The 17,775-nt window shown below is 47.2% G+C and carries 15 protein-coding genes; 14 read left to right on the top strand and 1 reads right to left on the bottom strand.

Translation table 11 applies throughout. From position 1 onward, the window contains the following. Positions 1-3: 3 nt before the first annotated feature. From BLV62_RS06620 to BLV62_RS06570, 11 genes are read left to right on the top strand one after another with little or no spacing between them, the layout of a single operon-like run. Positions 4-1,071, top strand: a complete 1,068-nt coding sequence (locus BLV62_RS06620) for a beta-ketoacyl synthase N-terminal-like domain-containing protein (RefSeq protein WP_089759950.1) — start codon at positions 4-6, stop codon at positions 1,069-1,071. Next, positions 1,061-1,840, top strand: coding sequence for a polysaccharide deacetylase family protein (locus tag BLV62_RS06615; RefSeq protein ID WP_089759948.1), 780 nt, complete (start codon positions 1,061-1,063; stop codon positions 1,838-1,840). The genes BLV62_RS06620 and BLV62_RS06615 overlap by 11 nt, the downstream gene beginning before the upstream one ends. Beyond that, positions 1,833-2,465, top strand: coding sequence for a flexirubin biosynthesis/transport protein LolA2 (locus BLV62_RS06610; protein WP_089759947.1), 633 nt, complete (start codon positions 1,833-1,835; stop codon positions 2,463-2,465). Before BLV62_RS06615 ends, BLV62_RS06610 begins: the two co-directional genes overlap by 8 nt. Beyond that, positions 2,443-3,066 carry a flexirubin biosynthesis protein LolB2 gene (locus BLV62_RS06605; RefSeq protein WP_139169986.1) on the top strand — a complete coding sequence of 208 codons (624 nt, stop codon included), beginning with the start codon at positions 2,443-2,445 and terminating at the stop codon, positions 3,064-3,066. Before BLV62_RS06610 ends, BLV62_RS06605 begins: the two co-directional genes overlap by 23 nt. 3 nt (positions 3,067-3,069) lie before the next feature. Continuing rightward, positions 3,070-3,432, top strand: coding sequence for a hotdog family protein (locus BLV62_RS06600; protein ID WP_089759943.1), 363 nt, complete (start codon positions 3,070-3,072; stop codon positions 3,430-3,432). After that, a complete protein-coding gene (locus tag BLV62_RS06595) occupies positions 3,433-4,620 on the top strand; it encodes a DUF2062 domain-containing protein (RefSeq protein WP_089759941.1) in 1,188 nt (395 codons plus the stop codon). A gap of 7 nt (positions 4,621-4,627) precedes the next feature. Continuing rightward, positions 4,628-8,506 carry a trifunctional MMPL family transporter/lysophospholipid acyltransferase/class I SAM-dependent methyltransferase gene (locus BLV62_RS06590; protein WP_089759939.1) on the top strand — a complete coding sequence of 1,293 codons (3,879 nt, stop codon included), beginning with the start codon at positions 4,628-4,630 and terminating at the stop codon, positions 8,504-8,506. Further along, complete coding sequence (locus BLV62_RS06585; RefSeq protein ID WP_089759938.1) at positions 8,493-10,013, top strand: phytoene desaturase family protein; 1,521 nt, start codon at positions 8,493-8,495, stop codon at positions 10,011-10,013. Before BLV62_RS06590 ends, BLV62_RS06585 begins: the two co-directional genes overlap by 14 nt. Further along, positions 10,010-11,698 (top strand): C45 family autoproteolytic acyltransferase/hydolase, encoded by a 1,689-nt coding sequence (locus BLV62_RS06580; protein WP_225889702.1) that lies wholly within the window; start codon positions 10,010-10,012, stop codon positions 11,696-11,698. The genes BLV62_RS06585 and BLV62_RS06580 overlap by 4 nt, the downstream gene beginning before the upstream one ends. Beyond that, positions 11,695-12,072 (top strand): holo-ACP synthase, encoded by a 378-nt coding sequence (locus BLV62_RS06575; protein ID WP_089759937.1) that lies wholly within the window; start codon positions 11,695-11,697, stop codon positions 12,070-12,072. The genes BLV62_RS06580 and BLV62_RS06575 overlap by 4 nt, the downstream gene beginning before the upstream one ends. Positions 12,073-12,089: 17 nt before the next feature. Further along, on the top strand, positions 12,090-13,382 hold the full coding sequence (locus BLV62_RS06570; protein ID WP_089759935.1) for a flexirubin biosynthesis putative acyl-CoA ligase FlxY: 1,293 nt from the start codon (positions 12,090-12,092) through the stop codon (positions 13,380-13,382). Here the strand turns inward: BLV62_RS06570 and BLV62_RS06565 are convergent. Further along, entirely contained in the window at positions 13,379-13,867 is a 489-nt protein-coding gene (locus tag BLV62_RS06565; protein WP_089759933.1) for a DUF6702 family protein, read from the bottom strand. The two genes, BLV62_RS06570 and BLV62_RS06565, sit on opposite strands and share 4 nt — an antisense overlap. Before the next feature lie 68 nt (positions 13,868-13,935). On the opposite strand from BLV62_RS06565, the gene BLV62_RS06560 reads away from it, so the two are divergent. The 3 genes from BLV62_RS06560 to BLV62_RS06550 all read left to right on the top strand — a co-directional run bounded on the left by BLV62_RS06560 (position 13,936) and on the right by BLV62_RS06550 (position 17,751). Continuing rightward, positions 13,936-14,517: a HupE/UreJ family protein gene (locus BLV62_RS06560; protein ID WP_089759931.1), complete on the top strand. Its 582-nt coding sequence runs from the start codon at positions 13,936-13,938 to the stop codon at positions 14,515-14,517. A 33-nt stretch (positions 14,518-14,550) separates the two neighbouring features. Beyond that, positions 14,551-16,872 carry a M1 family metallopeptidase gene (locus BLV62_RS06555; RefSeq protein ID WP_089759929.1) on the top strand — a complete coding sequence of 774 codons (2,322 nt, stop codon included), beginning with the start codon at positions 14,551-14,553 and terminating at the stop codon, positions 16,870-16,872. Between the two features lie 66 nt (positions 16,873-16,938). After that, positions 16,939-17,751: an alpha/beta hydrolase gene (locus tag BLV62_RS06550; RefSeq protein WP_089759927.1), complete on the top strand. Its 813-nt coding sequence runs from the start codon at positions 16,939-16,941 to the stop codon at positions 17,749-17,751. The last annotated feature ends 24 nt before the right edge of the window (positions 17,752-17,775 follow it).

The following is a 17,775-nucleotide window of genomic DNA, read 5'->3' as shown; positions in this document are numbered from 1 at the left end:
TTCATGAGTATTTATATCAATGGTACTGGTTGTGTTTCTCCTCAGCAAACTACGCAGGGCGGCCCCCTGCTGGCTGCGCTGAAGGAATATGAACAGGTGCGGCTGGCTGTTGTGGACCCTGACTACAAACAATGGATAGACGTTAAACAGATCCGCCGTATGAGCAGGGTGGTAAAGATGGGTGTTGCTGCCGCCAACTTAAGCCTGGAAGCAGCGGGCCTCACAGCGCCCGACGCCATCATCACCGGTACAGCCTACGGATGTTTGGACGATACGGGTGTGTTTTTAAAGAAGATGGTAGAACAGCAGGAAGAAATGCTCACCCCTACCGCTTTTATCCAGAGCACCCATAATACTGTTGCCGGCCAGATAGCTTTGCTGCTGCAATGCCATGGCTACAACAACACTTTTGTGAACAGGGGATTTTCTTTCGAGAACGCCTTGCTGGATGCTATGATGATCCTCGATGAAGGAGGAGCCGATAACATCCTGGTTGGAGGAATGGATGAGATCACGAATTACAGTCACCAGATCTTATCGCGCTTCGGCATATACAAGAAAGCGCCGGTAAAAACAATGGAGCTGCTGAACAGTCCTGATAGCGGAACTATTGCCGGTGAAGGGGCTGCATTCATGACCCTCAGCAAAACAAAAGGGTCTTTATGCACAACGGAATTAAAAGGCGTTTCCACCCTCTATAAACCGCTTTGGGAAGGAGAGGTGATCGGCCATATTGTCCAGTTCCTGGAAGCGCATAACTGTACCCCGGAAGATATAGACCTGCTGGTAACCGGCAGGAACGGGAATATCGACCAGGATGAAATTTATGAGGAAGTGGCGGAGGCATTGTTCCCTGAGCATCCGGAAGCCTGCTTCAAACACCTGTGCGGCGAATATCCTACCGCCGCCGCATTCGGAGCCTGGATGTCGAATGCCCTGATCGCAGAACAAAGGGTACCTGATGCCGTTATGTTCTATGGTCATCCTCCTGAAAAGATCAATAAAATATTACTATACAACCACCACGAAGGAACGCATCATTCTTTTGTTTTATTAACCTATGCTGAATAACAGGATAGTAAATATCATCGTTATCGTCAGCCTGTTGCTGATCCTGTTCCTGAGATACGGTCTGGGATACCATTTCTCGGCATGGTGGTATGCAATACCTGTACTTATTTACCTGCCCTTTACAATAAATGGGGCAATAAATGTAAGATCGGGGTATTTCATGAAGGTTATTTGCGAGGCCGCTACTTCCGAAAAGGTAGTGGCTTTGTCGTTTGATGATGGCCCGCTGCCGCAGTTCACCCCGGGCATCCTCGACATATTGAAGAAAGAGAATATTCCCGCTGCTTTCTTCTGCATCGGAAAAAATATTCCGGGCAATGAAGCCCTGCTTAAACGCATTTACAACGAAGGGCATACAATAGGAAATCATACTTATTCGCATGCCTTTTGGTTTGATATGAAGCTGCCCGGCGATATGCTGAAAGATATGCAGGAGATGGATGTATTAACTACGCACAGCACCGGGTTGCAACCCCGTTTGTTCCGTCCGCCATACGGGGTAACCAATCCTAACCTGGCCAGGGCGGTAAAAGCAGGAGGGTATATACCGGTAGGCTGGAACATCCGCTCGCTGGATACGGTAGCAAAAGACGAAGCGCAGCTGGTAAACCGCGTAGTATCGCAGTTACAGCCGGGTGCAGTTATTTTACTGCACGATACCTGCGAGATTACAGCCGCTGTACTGCCAACGCTGATCAGCAGGATCAGGGAACAGGGCTATCGCTTTGAAAGAATTGATAAAATGCTAAATCTGCCAGCTTATGTATAAATGGCTCTTATTATTGGTTTGTATTATGGGAAGTATAGCGGTGAAAGCCCAATCAGGGTTTAAGCCGGTAGCTGATCTTGGGCCCCTGAAACAACAGTTTGCAAAGGCGGCTCAGCAGACCCAAAGCATACAATGTGATTTTGTACAGGAGAAGAACCTGAGCATGCTTTCAGATAAGATCACATCCAAAGGCAAGTTCTGGTTTAAAAAAGATAATAAAGTTAGAATGGAATACCTGCAGCCATCTTACTACCTGCTGGTGATCAACGGGAAAGATATCAGGATAAAGGATGCGCAAAAGGAGAATAAGGTTTCAGGTAAAAGCAATAAACTGTTTGAACAGATCAATAAGATAACTGTCGACTGTGTGCGCGGTACTGTGCTGGAGAATGCGGATTTCCGTACCAAAGCCTCTGAAAATGCGCAGTTCTACAGGCTGGAGCTGGAACCGGTGAACAAGGTAATGAAAGACTACTTCAATTCCATTATCCTGCTGGTTGATAAAACAGATTATTCGGTTTCCAAAATAACAATGGGAGAAGCATCGGGCGATGATACTACTATCAGCTTTTTACATAAACAATTGAATGTAAATATTCCAGATGCGGTGTTTTCTGTTAAGTAGTTTGGCGTGCATGGTGTTGCTGAGCAGTTGCAGCAACAGGTACAAATACCTGCAAACAACGCAGGGCGATGCAAGATGTATAGAGAAATTCCGTCCCCGGTTTACTTCTGCTTTATACAGCACCCAGGTAGATATACTGAAGCATCATCTGAGCGGCCTGCTTTTTTTCAAGCAGATGCCCGACAGCAGTACCAGGGTGGTTTTCGCGAATGAAATGGGTTTTAAATTCTTTGATTTCGAATTCAGTAAAGACGGGAAATTCACTAAACATTACCTGCTGGATAAAATGGATAAACCGGCAGTTGTAAAAACACTGGAACAGGATTTTGCACTGGTGCTGTTGAGCCCGGATCTCCGGCAGGCGCATACAGCTGCGGATAACGAATATGGCTACGTGGTGGTGCCAACGGCAAAGGGTAACAACTATTACATAACAGGCAAGGACTGTAATTCCCTGGTGCGTATAGAAAAATCTTCCAGGCGCAGGCCCGCGGTAACCGTATGGATGCAAAGCTATACGAACGGAACACCGGATACCATCAGGATCAAACACGAACATTTTAAATTCAATATTTCACTACAAAAAGTAGTTAAGCAATAGATCATGTTAGCAGGAAATTTTTATACCGTAAAAGAACAACAGCAGGAAGCAGGACAGGTAAATACTACTATTGAACTGAATGCCGGCCACCCCATTTTCGGAGGGCATTTTCCTGAGCAGCCGGTAGTGCCGGGCGTTTGCATGATGCAGATCATTACAGAACTGCTGGGCGGCAGCCTCCAGGCTCCTGTTAAGCTGCAGAAGGCTTCGCAAATGAAATTCCTGACAATGATAGACCCGGTAAAACAGCCGCTGGTAGATGTGGTTGTTGCCTACAAAGCTGAAGAAACTGGAATGTGGAAAGTGACAGCTACATTGAAGCGGGAGGATAAGACATTCATGAAATTCCAGGGATTATTTAAATAAGTGAGCAGTACACCTACACATAACGAGTTATTTGAGCGTCATAAAACTGCCGTGCTGATCCCGACGTACAATAATGCCGGGACGCTGGCGGCCGTGATAAAGGACGCACTGTCGTATACCCATCACGTGATCGTGGTAAACGATGGCGCTACCGATGCAACGCCTGAGATCCTGGGGCAATTTCCAGGCATCCAGGTAGTGTCGTATAGTCCTAACCGTGGTAAGGGAATCGCGTTGCGGCGCGGCTTTGCTTTTGCTGCACAACAGGGGTACGAAAACGTTATCACCATGGATGCCGACGGGCAGCATTTTGCCGACGATCTGCCCAATATGCTGCAGCAGGTGGCAGAAAAGCCGGGAGCGCTGATCATTGGCGCCAGGAACTTGCACCAGGAGAATATGCCAGGCAAAAACACTTTTGCCAATAAATTCTCCAACTTCTGGTTTTATGTAAATACAGGTCTTAAAGCGCCTGACACACAATCAGGGTACCGTGTATACCCGTTGAAACTGATCAACAAGATCCGTTTCTTCTGCACGAAATATGAATTCGAGGTAGAAGTGATCGTGAGAAGTGCATGGAGAGGAATTAAAGTTGACTGGACACCTGTAAAGGTATATTATCCGCCAGCGGAAGAACGGGTATCGCACTTCCAGCCGTTCAGGGATTTTTCCAGGATCAGCGTACTGAACACGGTGTTGGTAACTGTTGCATTGCTCTATATCAAACCCCGTGACCTGGTCCGTTTTCTTTTAAAAAAAGAGAACTGGAAAAAGATGTGGAAGGAAGAAGTATTGAGAGCGGATGAATCCAACGGCCGCAAGGCCGCAGCGATCGGCTTCGGCGTATTCATGGGGATTATCCCGATCTGGGGATTCCAGTTATTTGTAGCCATGCTGCTTTCAATAAGATTTAAGTTAAACAAAGCACTGGTGTTCCTGGCAGCGCATATCAGTACGCCGCCGCTTACACCGCTTGTCATATTTGCAAGCTTCATCACAGGGCGTATATGGATGGGGCAAACGGCCAAAGACCTTTTATTCACAAATGGGTTTAGCCTGGCTTCCATCCGCGACAATATGTTGCAATACGTGCTGGGAGCTATTACGCTGGCCATAGGCGCCGGCATACTGGCTGGCCTGGTAAGCTGGGGCTTACTGGCATCATTCAGGAGAAAGAGAAATTAAACAAACAATGGGAAGTTTTTTTGTAGCAATTTATAATTGGTTTGAAAAGCATAAAATAGCGCTTTGGGGTTTTACCATTGCCTGTTTTGTGCTGGTAAGTTATTTTGCTGCACAAATTAAACTGGAAGAAGATATTACCAGGATATTGCCCCAGGATAAAAAGCTGGATAAACTTCAACAGGTATTCCAGGATTCCCGTTTTGCTGATAAACTGGTTATTACCATCTCGCAGAAAGATACTTCCGCTGCTGCCCAGCCGGATACCCTGGTAGCCTACGCGGCCAGCCTGGCTTCCGCCGCTGGTGAAAAACTGTCTCCCTATATCAAAAACATACAGGCGCAAACAGAAGACAGTACAGTAATGGGGCTGATGCAAACCATCCAGCAACATCTGCCTGTATTCCTGGAAGCGGAAGACTATAAGAAAATAGACAGCCTGTTGCAGCCATCCGTTTTGCAACAGTCGTTGCAGTACGACTATAATACTTTGATCTCGCCGGCCGGTGTAGTGTTGAAGAAAATGATCCAGGCAGATCCCGTAGGCATTTCCTGGATAGGGATCAGGAAATTAAGAAGCCTGCAATACGACGACCAGTTTGAACTCTATGACAACTATGTGATCACCAAAGATCACAGAAATGTAATGATGTTCATCACCCCGGCTAACCCGCCCGGCGCTACCAAGGTAAACTCCCGGTTCCTGCAGGAGCTGGACCTGGTTAAAGATAGCCTGGATAAACAGTACCCGGGCGTGTATGCAACTTACTTTGGCGGTACCGCCGTATCGGCAGGTAATGCCACGCAGTTAAGACAGGATACCCTGCTTACGCAGGGCATCACAGTTGTATTGCTGGTATTGCTGATCGTGCTCTTCTTCAGGAAGAAGCGGGCGCCATTCCTGGTAATGCTGCCGGTAATATTTGGCGCGCTGTTTTCACTTGCCTGCATTTACTTCATTAAAGGTCATATTGCCGTCATGGCCCTGGGTGCAGGCGCTGTGGTATTGGGGATCGCGGTGAACTACTCGTTGCACGTTTTCAATCATTACAGGCATGCAAATGATATCAGGGAGGTGATAAACGACCTGGCCATGCCTATGACCCTGGGCAGCTTCACCACTGTAGGCGGTTTTCTTTGCCTGCAGTTCGTTCACTCGCCCATGTTGCAGGATGTGGGCCTTTTTGCTGCCATGAGCCTTGTAGGCGCAGCCCTTTTCTCGTTGATCTTCCTGCCTCACTGGATCGTTACAGGCAATAAACATAAAGCGCAGCCGGATGCAAACCACCATAACTGGCTGGACAAATTCTCCGAGCTGAAACCGGAAAAGAACAAATGGCTGGTGGCCGGGATCTTTGTTCTCACCATCGTATTCTTCTACACTGCCAGGTATGTAACTTTCGAGAGCGACATGATGCGCATGAACTTTATGCGCCCTGAACTAAAAGCTGCGGAAGCACACTTAAATGCTGTTAATAACTATACTGCGCAAACCGTATACGTAGTTTCTGATGGTAAGAACCTGGAAACAGCGTTGGAACAGGGCGAGCAGCTGCTGCCTGTTATTGCCCGCCTGCAGGCCGGCGGCGCGGTAAAAAAATATGCCGGCGTACAGGCGTTGCTGTTATCTGAAAAAGAACAGGCATTGCGTATACAACGCTGGCAACAGTACTGGACTCCTGCAAAGAAGCAGGAGCTCCTGCGTTTGCTCCATAGTGAAGGAGCAAAAATGGGGTTCAGCGAAAAAGCATTCGATGCTTTCGGCCAATTGCTGGATAAAGATTTCCGGCCGCTGTCGGCCAACGATACCCAACTGTTGCAACAAGGCAACCTGGGAGATTTTATTATCCGGAAGAACGGAAATACTTCCCTGGTCACTTTGCTGAAAGTAGACCCGGCTAAGAAACAGGCTGTCTACAAGGCGCTGGAGGAGCTGCCCGGAACAACGGTGCTGGATAAACAATACGCCGCAAACAGGCTTGTAGAAATTATAAAAGACGAATTCAACAGTATTGCCTGGATGACCTCTTTGCTGGTATTTGCCGCGTTGCTTATCTCTTACGGCCGTATAGAACTGGCGCTGATCACGTTTATTCCCATGGTGCTGAGCTGGGTGTGGATACTGGGAATTATGGGTATGTTCGGTATTTCCTTTAATATTGTAAATATTATTCTTTCAACTTTCATCTTTGGCTTGGGCGACGATTACAGCATCTTTACCATGGACGGGTTGTTGCAGGAATACAAAACAGGAAAGAAAACATTATCATCTTACAAATCATCCATCTTCTTATCTGCCATTACCACGATACTGGGACTGGGTGTGTTGATATTTGCCAAACATCCTTCCCTGAGATCCATAGCGCTAATTTCCATCATTGGTATAGGCACGGTAGTGCTGATCTCGCAGGTAATGATCCCCGTATTGTTTAACTGGCTGATCACGAACCGGGTGAAAAAGGGATATGCGCCATGGACACTGAAAGGATGGTCCTTATCTGTTTTCTCTTTTACTTACTTCACCTTGGGGTGTTTTATCATGACAGGCATTGGTTTCCTGCTTATTAAACTGAAACTGGGCGGAAAGGAAAGAGGAAAACTGCTGTATCACAAGATCTTATCGGCCTACACGCATAGTGTATTGTACATCATGGGTAATGTGACAAAGCGCATTATTAACCCGTTGAATGAACAGCTGGAAAAACCTGCGGTGATCATCAGCAATCACCAGTCCTTCCTGGACATCCTGGTTTCTACCATGCTGCATCCTAAAGTGATCCTGCTTACCAACCAATGGGTATGGCGTTCGCCGGTGTTCGGGGCGGTGGTAAGAATGGCCGAATACTACCCTGTGGCCGATGGCGCGGAGGGAGCCATAGACAAGCTCAAGTCAATGGTCGACCAGGGATATTCTATTGTAGTATATCCTGAAGGCACCAGGTCGCCCGACCCGGTGATCAAACGTTTTCATAAAGGCGCATTCTTTATTGCCGAAGCGCTGAACCTGGATATTCTTCCAATGGTTATTCACGGTACCGCCTATACGATGTCGAAAGGCGACTTCCTGTTAAAAGATGGCACGGTAACGGTGAAATACCTGCCGAGGATTAAGCCGGAAGACAAGGAATGGGGTAACGGGTATAGCGCCAGAACAAAAAGTATAGGAAGATATTTCAGGGCGGAATATGAAAAACTGCGTGAAGAAATTGAAGTGCCGGCTTATTTCAGGGAGCAGCTGAAATATAATTTCATCTACAAGGGACCGGTGCTGGAATGGTACATGCGTATCAAAACCCGCCTGGAACATAATTACGAACTGTTTGATAAGTTGCTGCCAAAACAGGGCAGGATACTGGATATCGGCTGCGGCTATGGCTTTATGGATTACATGCTTGCCTGGACGGCGCCCGGCAGGGAGATCAAGGCAGTGGATTACGACGAAGAGAAGATAGCTACCGCTAACTGGTGCTATAACAAACCGGCGCAGCTTCAATTTGAAGTAATGGATGCCAATAACCCGGAAGAAAAAATTTACGATTCCTATATTCTTAGCGATGTATTGCATTATCTGTCGCCTGATGCGCAGGAAAACCTACTGAAACACTGTATCAATCACTTGTCACCGGACGGTATCATTATCATCCGCGATGGAGACGCCGACAGGAAAGAAAGGCACGAAGGCACAAAGATGACCGAATTCTGGTCGACCAGGATCATTAAATTCAACAAGACACAGGCGCATGGCTTATCCTTCCTGTCTGCAACCCGCCTGAAAGAAATGGTGAACAGGTATGGAGCAGTAGCAGAAGAGATAGATAATACAAGGTTTACATCCAATGTAATTTTTGTTATTAAAAAAGTTACCCTGAAAAATTATGCACAACTATGATGTAATCATTATAGGTAGTGGGCTTGGAGGTTTGGTATGCGGTGCAATCCTTAGCCGGTATGGTTACCGCGTAACTATTTATGAAAAGAACCGCCAGATAGGCGGTTGTCTCCAGACCTATTCACGCGATAAAGTGATCTTCGATTCCGGCGTCCATTACCTGGGTGGATTGGCGGAAGGAGAAAACCTGTGTACGATCTTCAAATATCTCGGGATCTACGATGATCTGAAACTAAAACGTATGGATATGGACGGCTTCGACCATATCCAGTTTGAAGGAGATCCTGAAGTTTACCGTATTGCCCAGGGAGAAGAGAACTTTGTAAATACCCTTTTAAAGCAATTTCCCGGTGAAGAACCAGCCCTGAGGGCTTACTGCGCCAAGATCAGGGAAGTATGCAGCAAATTTCCCCTGTATAACCTGCGGATAGGCGATTATGAAGAAAAACAGCGTGTGTTGCACCTGAATACAGCCGATTACCTGCGGAGCATCACCAGTAATGAAAAACTGCAGCAGGTGTTGGCGGGCAATAACCTCCTGTATGCTGGAGTAGCGGAAAAAACGCCATTCTATGTACATGCCCTGGTTTTAAACAGTTATATGAACAGCTCCTGGAAATGTGTGGACGGCGGTTCCCAGATAGGTAAGCTGTTGTCCCGCAAGATACTGGCCAATGGCGGCACTATTGTGCGGAATATGGCTGTTACAGGCATCGTGGGAGTAGGCGACAAGGTAGATCACCTGGTATTGCAGGATGGAACCAAAGTAAAAGCCGATTATTATATCTCGAACTTGCACCCGGCCCAAACGTTGGCCATTACGCAAAGCGATGTTATCCGGGGCGCGTATCGCAACAGGATGGAGGGGTTGGCGAATTCTGTAGGCGGTTTCGTGTTGAACGTTGCGCTGAAGCCCGGCAGTTTCCCTTACCTGAACTATAATTATTACTATCATGCCGGCAACAATTCCTGGGCGGGTATCGATTACCGGGAAGAAGAATGGCCGCAGACCTATGCAATGTATGTTTCTGCCAGCAGCCGGACTACCGGTTCTGCAGAGGCCCTGGCAATAATGACCTACATGCGGTATGAAGAGGTGGCGCCCTGGCAGCATACCTTCAATACCGACACCCATGCCTGCAGCAGGGGAGCGGATTATGAAGCGTTTAAGCAGCGGAAGGCGGAGCAATTGATCACGAGTGTGGAAAAGCGGTTCCCGGGATTCAGGGAGGCAATTTTATCGTATAATGTAGCTACGCCGTTGTCGTACCGCGATTACCTCGGAACCGGCGATGGCAGTATGTACGGCATTGCCAAGGATTGTGCAGATCCGCTGCGGACCATGGTTTCTGCCCGTACAAAACTTTCTAATTTGTATCTTACCGGTCAAAACCTGAACTTGCATGGAATTTTGGGGGTAACCCTGAGTAGTATTATCACATCTGCCGAATTGCTGGGTATGGAATTCCTGGTAGGTGAAATTAATCAGTCAACAGCTGTAAAGTGAAACAAAAGAAAAGAAGTGGATGGAGAATAGCAGGACGTATCCTTTTATTCGTTTTTGGCGGCCTGCTTGCCCTAATAATAGGTTTGATCATATACCTGGTGGCTATCAGCGGGATGGAACCTCCTGCCGTAAAAGATAAAGAGACGTTAAAACTGCAACGCACACAGATCGACAGCACCTGTTACACCATTGGGAATAACTGGTTCAGGAAAAGCAACTCCGGTCTTTATGAAATGTACGTGGAAGGAGAGCCCTTTGAAAGAGGGGTGATCAACGGGAAATTATCCGGGGAACTGATCCGCAGCCAGGAAGATGTTTTTGTAGCCCAGTTCAGCAAAATTGTGCCTTCGAAAACCTACCTGCACTTCCTTAAATATTTTATAGGCTGGTTTAACAGGAACTTGCCTGATCATGTGGCCGAAGAATTTAAAGAAGAGATCTATGGAGAATCTTTTTCCGCCTCTCCGAATTACGACTATATAGGAACTAACTATGCCCGCCTGATGAACTACCATGCAGCCCACGATATCGGGCATGCATTGCAGGGAATGATGCTGGTTGGCTGTACTTCTTTTGGCACCTGGAACGGGCAATCGGCCGACAGTTCGCTTATCATAGGCCGGAACTTCGACTTTTACATGGGCGACGATTTTGCAAAAGATAAAATGGTTGTCTTCTATAACCCTTCGAAAGGTTATAAATTCATGTTCGTTACCTGGGGTGGCTTCACCGGCGTAGTTTCAGGGATGAACGAAAAAGGACTGACAGTGACTATCAATGCTGCTAAAACCAGCGTCCCGAGCGGCGCTGCAACCCCTGTTTCATTGGTGGCAAGAGAGATCCTGCAATATGCTCAGAATATAGAAGAAGCAAAGAAAATAGCGCAGCGCCGCAAGATGTTCGTATCTGAATCGTTCCTCGTTGGTTCGGCCATGGATAACAAAGCCGTGATAATTGAAAAAACGCCTGAGGGAATGGATATCTATGACCCGGGAAATGATTTTATCACCTGCACCAATCACTTCCAGGGACCGCAACTGGGCGCGCTCTCCTCTAATATCCAGCAAATAAACGAAAGCGCTTCCAGCTATCGTTACGAACGCCTCAGGGAACTGCTGAAAGAGAAAGGGCCCAATACGGTGCAAAAAACTGTAGAGATACTCCGCGACCGGGGCGGCCTGCATAATGCCAATATTGGCGAGGGCAACGAAAAAGCTATTAACCAGTTGATCGCTCACCATTCTATCGTATTTGAGCCGCAGAAACGTTTGGTGTGGGTATCTACCGGCCCATGGCAGTTAGGCGAGTTTGTAGCTTACGACCTGGATAAGATATTCGCTATGCGTGGCCTGCAAACCGACCATGAGATTTATGACAGCGCCAGGATCATTCCTGCCGATACTTTCCTGTTAACGAAAGAATACCGCGATTTCAACGAATACCGTCGCCTGCGTGATGAAATGAAGGAAGGGAAGACAATAGATCCCCAGGCCCTGGTAGCAGCTAACCCTGAGTACTACCACGCTTATGCGCTGGCGGGAGATTACTGCTTCAGGCAGAAAAACTACGCCGCCGCCAGGAAGTACTATGAAACTGCGCTCACAAAAGTAATTGCTACGAAAGGAGAAGAAGAACATATCAGGAAGCAACTGGAATTATGTATCTCTAAATCTGCAAAGCGATGATCCTGGGAATAGGAACAGATATAACAGATGTTTCCCGCATAGCTGCAAAACTGGCTAAGGGAGATGGTTTCCGAAATCTTGTATTCACGCCATTTGAAATTGCCTATTGCGAAAAACAGGCGGTACCGGCGCAGAGTTATGCAGCCCGTTTTGCCGCCAAGGAAGCATTCCTGAAAGCATTGGGAACAGGGTGGGGAAACGGTGGAGTGAACTTCGATGAAATAGAGATCAGGAACAATGACGCCGGGCAACCTGCTATCATACTATTAGGCAAAGCCGCCGGCAGGTATGAAGAACTGGGCATCCGCAAAATATGGGTGTCGCTCTCGCATGAGCACAACGCGGCTGTAGCGATGGTTGTTTTGGAAGGATAAAACTCAATATACTCAACATGTACATACCAGATATAGAATTGCAGTCTAAAGAATCGATCCGCGCATACCAGGAAAAGGAAGTACTACGCCTGCTGGGTTACCTGCGCGAATTTTCCCCTTTCTATAAATCCTGGTTTAAAAAACATGAGATCCATGCGGATACTGTGCAGTCGCTGGATGCCTTATCCCTGATCCCGCCTGTTACCAAAGAAGACCTGCAGCAACATAACTGGGAATTCCTCTGTGTGGATAAAAGCAGGATAGCAGAATATACTACCACCAGCGGTACGCTGGGCAAACCGGTGATTATAGCGCTTACAGAGAAGGACCTGTCACGCCTCGCATACAACGAATACATTTCTTTCAGCTGCGCCGACGGTACCGATAGCGATATTTACCAGCTTATGCTGACCCTCGACAGGCAGTTTATGGCTGGTATGGCTTATTACAACGGCATCAGGAAATTAGGCGCCGGGGTACTGAGAGTGGGACCGGGAGTGCCAAGTATGCAGTGGGAGAATATACAGCGTATCCAGCCTACCACCATCGTAGGAGTACCTTCTTTCATTGTAAAACTGATAGCTTTTGCCAAAGAGCATAACATAGATATCAACAGCACCAGCGTAAAGAAAGCCGTGTGCATAGGAGAGAACATCAGGAATACAGACTTCTCGCTGAATGTATTGGGCAAAAAGATAACGGAACAGTGGAACATTCAGTTGTATTCCACCTATGCTTCCACAGAGATGCAGACGGCGTTCACCGAGTGCAAAGCCGGGAAGGGCGGACATCATCATCCCGAATTACTGTATGTAGAATTGCTGGACGAAAACGACCAGCCGGTTGGCCCGGGTGAAGCAGGAGAAGTGACTATCACTACCCTGGGCGTGGAAGGAATGCCGCTGTTACGCTATAAAACAGGCGATATCTGCGAATACCATCATACCGTTTGCGAATGCGGCCGCCAGACCCTTCGTTTATCGCCGGTGATAGGGCGTCGTAAACAGATGATCAAGTATAAAGGAACTACCTTATATCCCCCTGCCTTATTTGACCTGTTAAACGATATGGAAGATGTGAAAGAGTTTGTGGTAGAAGTGTTTTCAAATGAGCTGGGAACCGATGAGATACTGGTTCATCTTTGGCCCAGGGAAGAATCTGAGGAGATGGACAGGAAGATCAAGTCATACTTGCAGGCCAAGCTGAGAGTGATCCCCCAGGTGAGATATACCACACAGCAGGAGATCATGCGCATGCAGTTCCCTGAGAACAGCCGCAAGCCGGTGAAGTTCCTGGATAACAGGAATTAAAAGCTGAAAGTAGCCAGACTTTTCGGATTATCCAGTTTGGAGCTTTTCCTTGTACCATTCACCATTACATGTATCATATTGATCTGGGTAGGATGCTTCTCGTACAATAAATCATTTTTTACCTGTACTGTCTTCGGTACAGGTATTTTTTCAGCTTCTAAAAAGCTCCATACAGCATCTTCTTCTATTTTATACCCCAGGTAATGCAGGGAAACTGTTTTACCGTCTAACGTAATGACGAGGTGTTGGGAGAGATAGGCGGCAATATATTCATCTACCTTTTTCCTGTTTGCGGGATTGGTAATATCAACAGGCGTTTTAAACTGTGCCCGCAGGGTATTTTCGAGATCGTCTGTGAAAATGCGGCAGGTAACCTGCAACTCTTGCTTGCCGGCATCATGCGCTATTTCAGTCACACTTACATAGAACGGATGCAATACGGTCAGCCAGCACGCCATCCACCATTTACATAATAATACCCCCACTTGACAAAAATTTTTAAAAAATCAGTTTTAACTTCCTATAATTACCAAATTTATAGATTAGTAGGGAAATGGACGCGTTGTATTTTGAATTAGGGTGGCAACATATCGTTAACTGGGATGCTTATGATCACATTTTGTTTGTAATTGCCTTGAGCGCTATTTACCTGTTGCGGGACTGGAAAAAAGTACTGGTACTTGTAACGGCATTTACTATCGGGCATTCTGTAACGCTGGCTTTGAGTGTGTTAAATATCATCCGCATACCAAGTGAAATAGTTGAATTCCTGATTCCTGTCACCATATGTATTACAGCATTATCTAACATTCTCCGTAAAACGGAGCAGCCGCAGAGCCTGCAGCTCAACTATTTTTATGCATTGTTCTTTGGACTGATCCACGGACTGGGTTTTTCCAACTACCTGAAAAGCTTGTTGGGCAGCCAGGCCAATATAGTACAGCCCTTGCTGGGTTTTAATATAGGGTTGGAAGTAGGGCAGATTGTTATAGTAATGGCTATATTAATTTTTTCGACATTGATAGTGAACATTGGAAGGATAAAACGCCGCGACTGGACTATGTTCCTTTCTTCGGCCACTTTCGGAGCCGCTTTTATCATGGTGCTTGAAGGTATCCGGACATTTTCCGAATAAACCAGAATCTGAATAAAAATTTGAACGCTGATTATGAGAAAAAAATGCTACCTCACGGGCTTGTTATGCAGCAGCATCCTTTTACTGCAGGCGCAGCAGAACCCGGGTTCCAACCATGGCAACCGCTTTGAACAGCTGGGTACGATGTTGCAAACGCCTAACATGTACCGCTCTGCTTCAGGAGCTCCCGGGCCTAAATACTGGCAGCAGCGGGCAGATTACGAGATTGAAGCGCAGCTGGACGATGAAAACCAGAAGCTGACAGGTTCAGAAACCGTCACCTATTTCAACAACTCGCCCGACCCGCTTACCTATCTCTGGCTACAGCTCGACGAGAATGAACATGATCCGAAAAGCGAGAGCCAGTTCTTTGACGAGAACAAGATGTCGGGTAAAATGACCATGTATGATCTCCGTACTATCCTGCCCGTTAACCAGGAGTTGGGAGTGAAGATCGTTAAAGTAACCGACGAATCAGGTAAAGCATTGCCATACACCATCAACCAGACGATGATGCGGATCGACCTGCCTAAAACCCTTATGCCGGGCGAGAAATTCCGCTTTAAGGTAGGCTGGTGGTATAAAATGTCTAACCGTACCGTGGAAGGCGGCCGCGGAGGATATGAGTTCTTCCCGGAAGATAAGAACTACCTCTATACGGTAAGCCAGTGGTACCCAAGGCTGGCTGTGTATTCCGACTTCCAGGGATGGCAGAATAAGCAGTTCACCGGGCGGGGAGAATTTGCGCTCACTTTCGGTAACTTCAAAGTAAAGATGACGGTACCTGCCGACCATGTGGTTGGGGCAACAGGAGAATGCCAGAATTATAAAGAGATGTTGAGCCCGGCACAGTACCAGCGTTGGCAGAAGGCGCAGAGCAGCAAAGAACCTGTAGAAGTAGTCACGCTGGACGAAGCTAAAAATGCTATGGCCGGCAAGGCTAAAGCTACCAAAACCTGGATCTACGAAGCCCAGAATGTACGCGATTTTGCATGGGTTTCTTCACGCCGGCTGGTTTGGGATGCAATGGCTGCTAATGTTGAAGGAAATAAGGTAATGGCTATGTCGTATTATGGGCCGGAAGCTTATCCTTTATATCGCCGTTATTCAACCAAGGTAGTGGCTCACACGGTTAAATCTTATTCCAAACATACCATTCCATATCCCTATCCTGTGGCTATTTCTGTAGAAGCGGCCAACGGTATGGAATACCCGATGATCTGCTTCAACTACGGAAGGGCGGATAAAGACGGCACTTATTCTGAAGCTACGAAGAACGGCATGATAGGCGTGATCACGCACGAAGTAGGGCATAACTTCTTCCCTATGATCGTGAATTCCGACGAGCGCCAGTGGACCTGGATGGACGAAGGTTTGAACACTTTCTGCCAGTTTATGGCGGAGCAGGAGTGGGATAACAACTTCCCTTCCTCCCGCGGACCTGCCCATAAGATCGTTGATTACATGAAGATGCCAAAAGACCAGCTGGAGCCGATCATGACCAATTCCGAAAATATTATCCAGTTCGGGCCTAATGCCTATGCAAAGCCTGCCACTGCGCTGAATATCCTTCGTGAAACGGTAATGGGCCGGGAGCTGTTCGATTTTGCATTCAGGGAATATGCGCGTCGCTGGGCCTTTAAACATCCGACCCCGGCCGATTTCTTCCGGACAATGGAAGACGCCTCGGCGGTAGACCTGGATTGGTTCTGGCGTGGTTGGTTCTTTGGAACAGAGCCGGTGGATATTTCCCTGGATTCAGTAAAATGGTTCAGGTTCAGCGGCGATCCGGTTGCTACCAAACAGGCGGCAAAAGAAGTTTACGATAAAGGATTGGATCACATTGCCCGCCAGCGCAACAAAGCGTCGGGAATGAAATTCGCCGTAGATGAAGATACCAGCCTTCAGGACTTCTACAGCAAATGGAACCGCTTCGAAGTGACCCCGGAAGATAAAGCGGCCTACGAGCAGTTCTATAACAACCTGACACCGGCAGAAAAAGCGGTGTATGAAAGCAAAAAGAACTTCTACGAACTGACCTTCTCTAATAAAGGCGGCCTGGTAATGCCATTGATCATTGAATGGACGTATACAGACGGTACAAAGGAGATTGATCGTATTTCGGCCTATATATGGAGGAAGAACGAGAACGTGGTAACGAGGGTATTTGTAAAAGAAAAACAGGTAGCTTCCGTAAAGCTCGACCCGTTGCGTGAAACAGCCGATATTGATGAAAGCAACAACATGTGGCCGAGAGAAACGGCGCCTAGCCGGTTCGAACTGTTCAAAAGCACAAATGCAGTACGTGGCGCTTCAACAGGAGATAATCCTATGAAGAAAGCTGCTGCTAAATAAGCTGTTATTTTATTATTTTGTAGTCTCTACCCGCGGGTAGAGACTTTTTTATTTAAATTCGGTTCCATGAAATTACTAGCCCGTCTTTTGTTTTGCTTATTATTGGCTCAGTCTGCCAGCGCCTCAACTGTGGATACACTGGATATACGCAGCGCGAAAATGAATCGCAGTTATAAATGTGTTGTAATAACGCCCGATTCGTATAAAGAGCATAATCGCCGTTACCCGGTAGTTTACCTCCTGCATGGTTACAGCGGTAACTATGGCAATTGGGTGAACAATGTGCCGGCTGTTAAGGAGCTGGTAGATGCTTACCAGTGTATTGTTGTATGCCCTGATGGCGCATTTGGCAGTTGGTATTTCGATTCGCCTATCGATAGCAGCTGGCGTTTTGAAACCTATGTAGGAAAGGAAATTCCTGAATATATAGATCAGCATTATCAAACGATCCCGGACCGCAAAGCGAGAGCTATTGCCGGTTTAAGTATGGGGGGCCATGGTGCGTTATGGTTGGCCAGCCGTCATCCCGAAACCTTTGGCGCTGCCGGCAGCATGAGCGGAGGCGTGGATTTCCGGCCTTTCCCTAAAAACTGGGATATTGCAAAACGGCTGGGCGCCCCCGGGCCTGAAGGCAGCAACTGGACGGAATGGACGGTCATTAACCAGGTCAATAAACTAAAACCAGGTACCCTGGCTATTATTGTAGATTGCGGCATTAAAGACTTCTTTATTGATGTAAACCGCAAGCTGCATCAGCGGTTAATGGAATTAGGCATCGACCACGACTATACGGAAAGGCCGGGAGAGCATAACTGGAAATATTGGGGTAATGCCGTAAAATACCAGCTATTATTCTTCCACGAATTCTTCAACAAGTAATTTTCCAGGGGCCCGCGAGGCCCC

Source organism: Chitinophaga terrae (ex Kim and Jung 2007), from assembly GCF_900107795.1.
In the GTDB taxonomy this organism is placed as follows: Bacteria; Bacteroidota; Bacteroidia; order Chitinophagales; family Chitinophagaceae; genus Chitinophaga; species Chitinophaga terrae.
The sequence above is the reverse complement of the archived record's forward strand: the minus strand, read 5'-3'. Positions and strand labels throughout refer to the sequence as shown.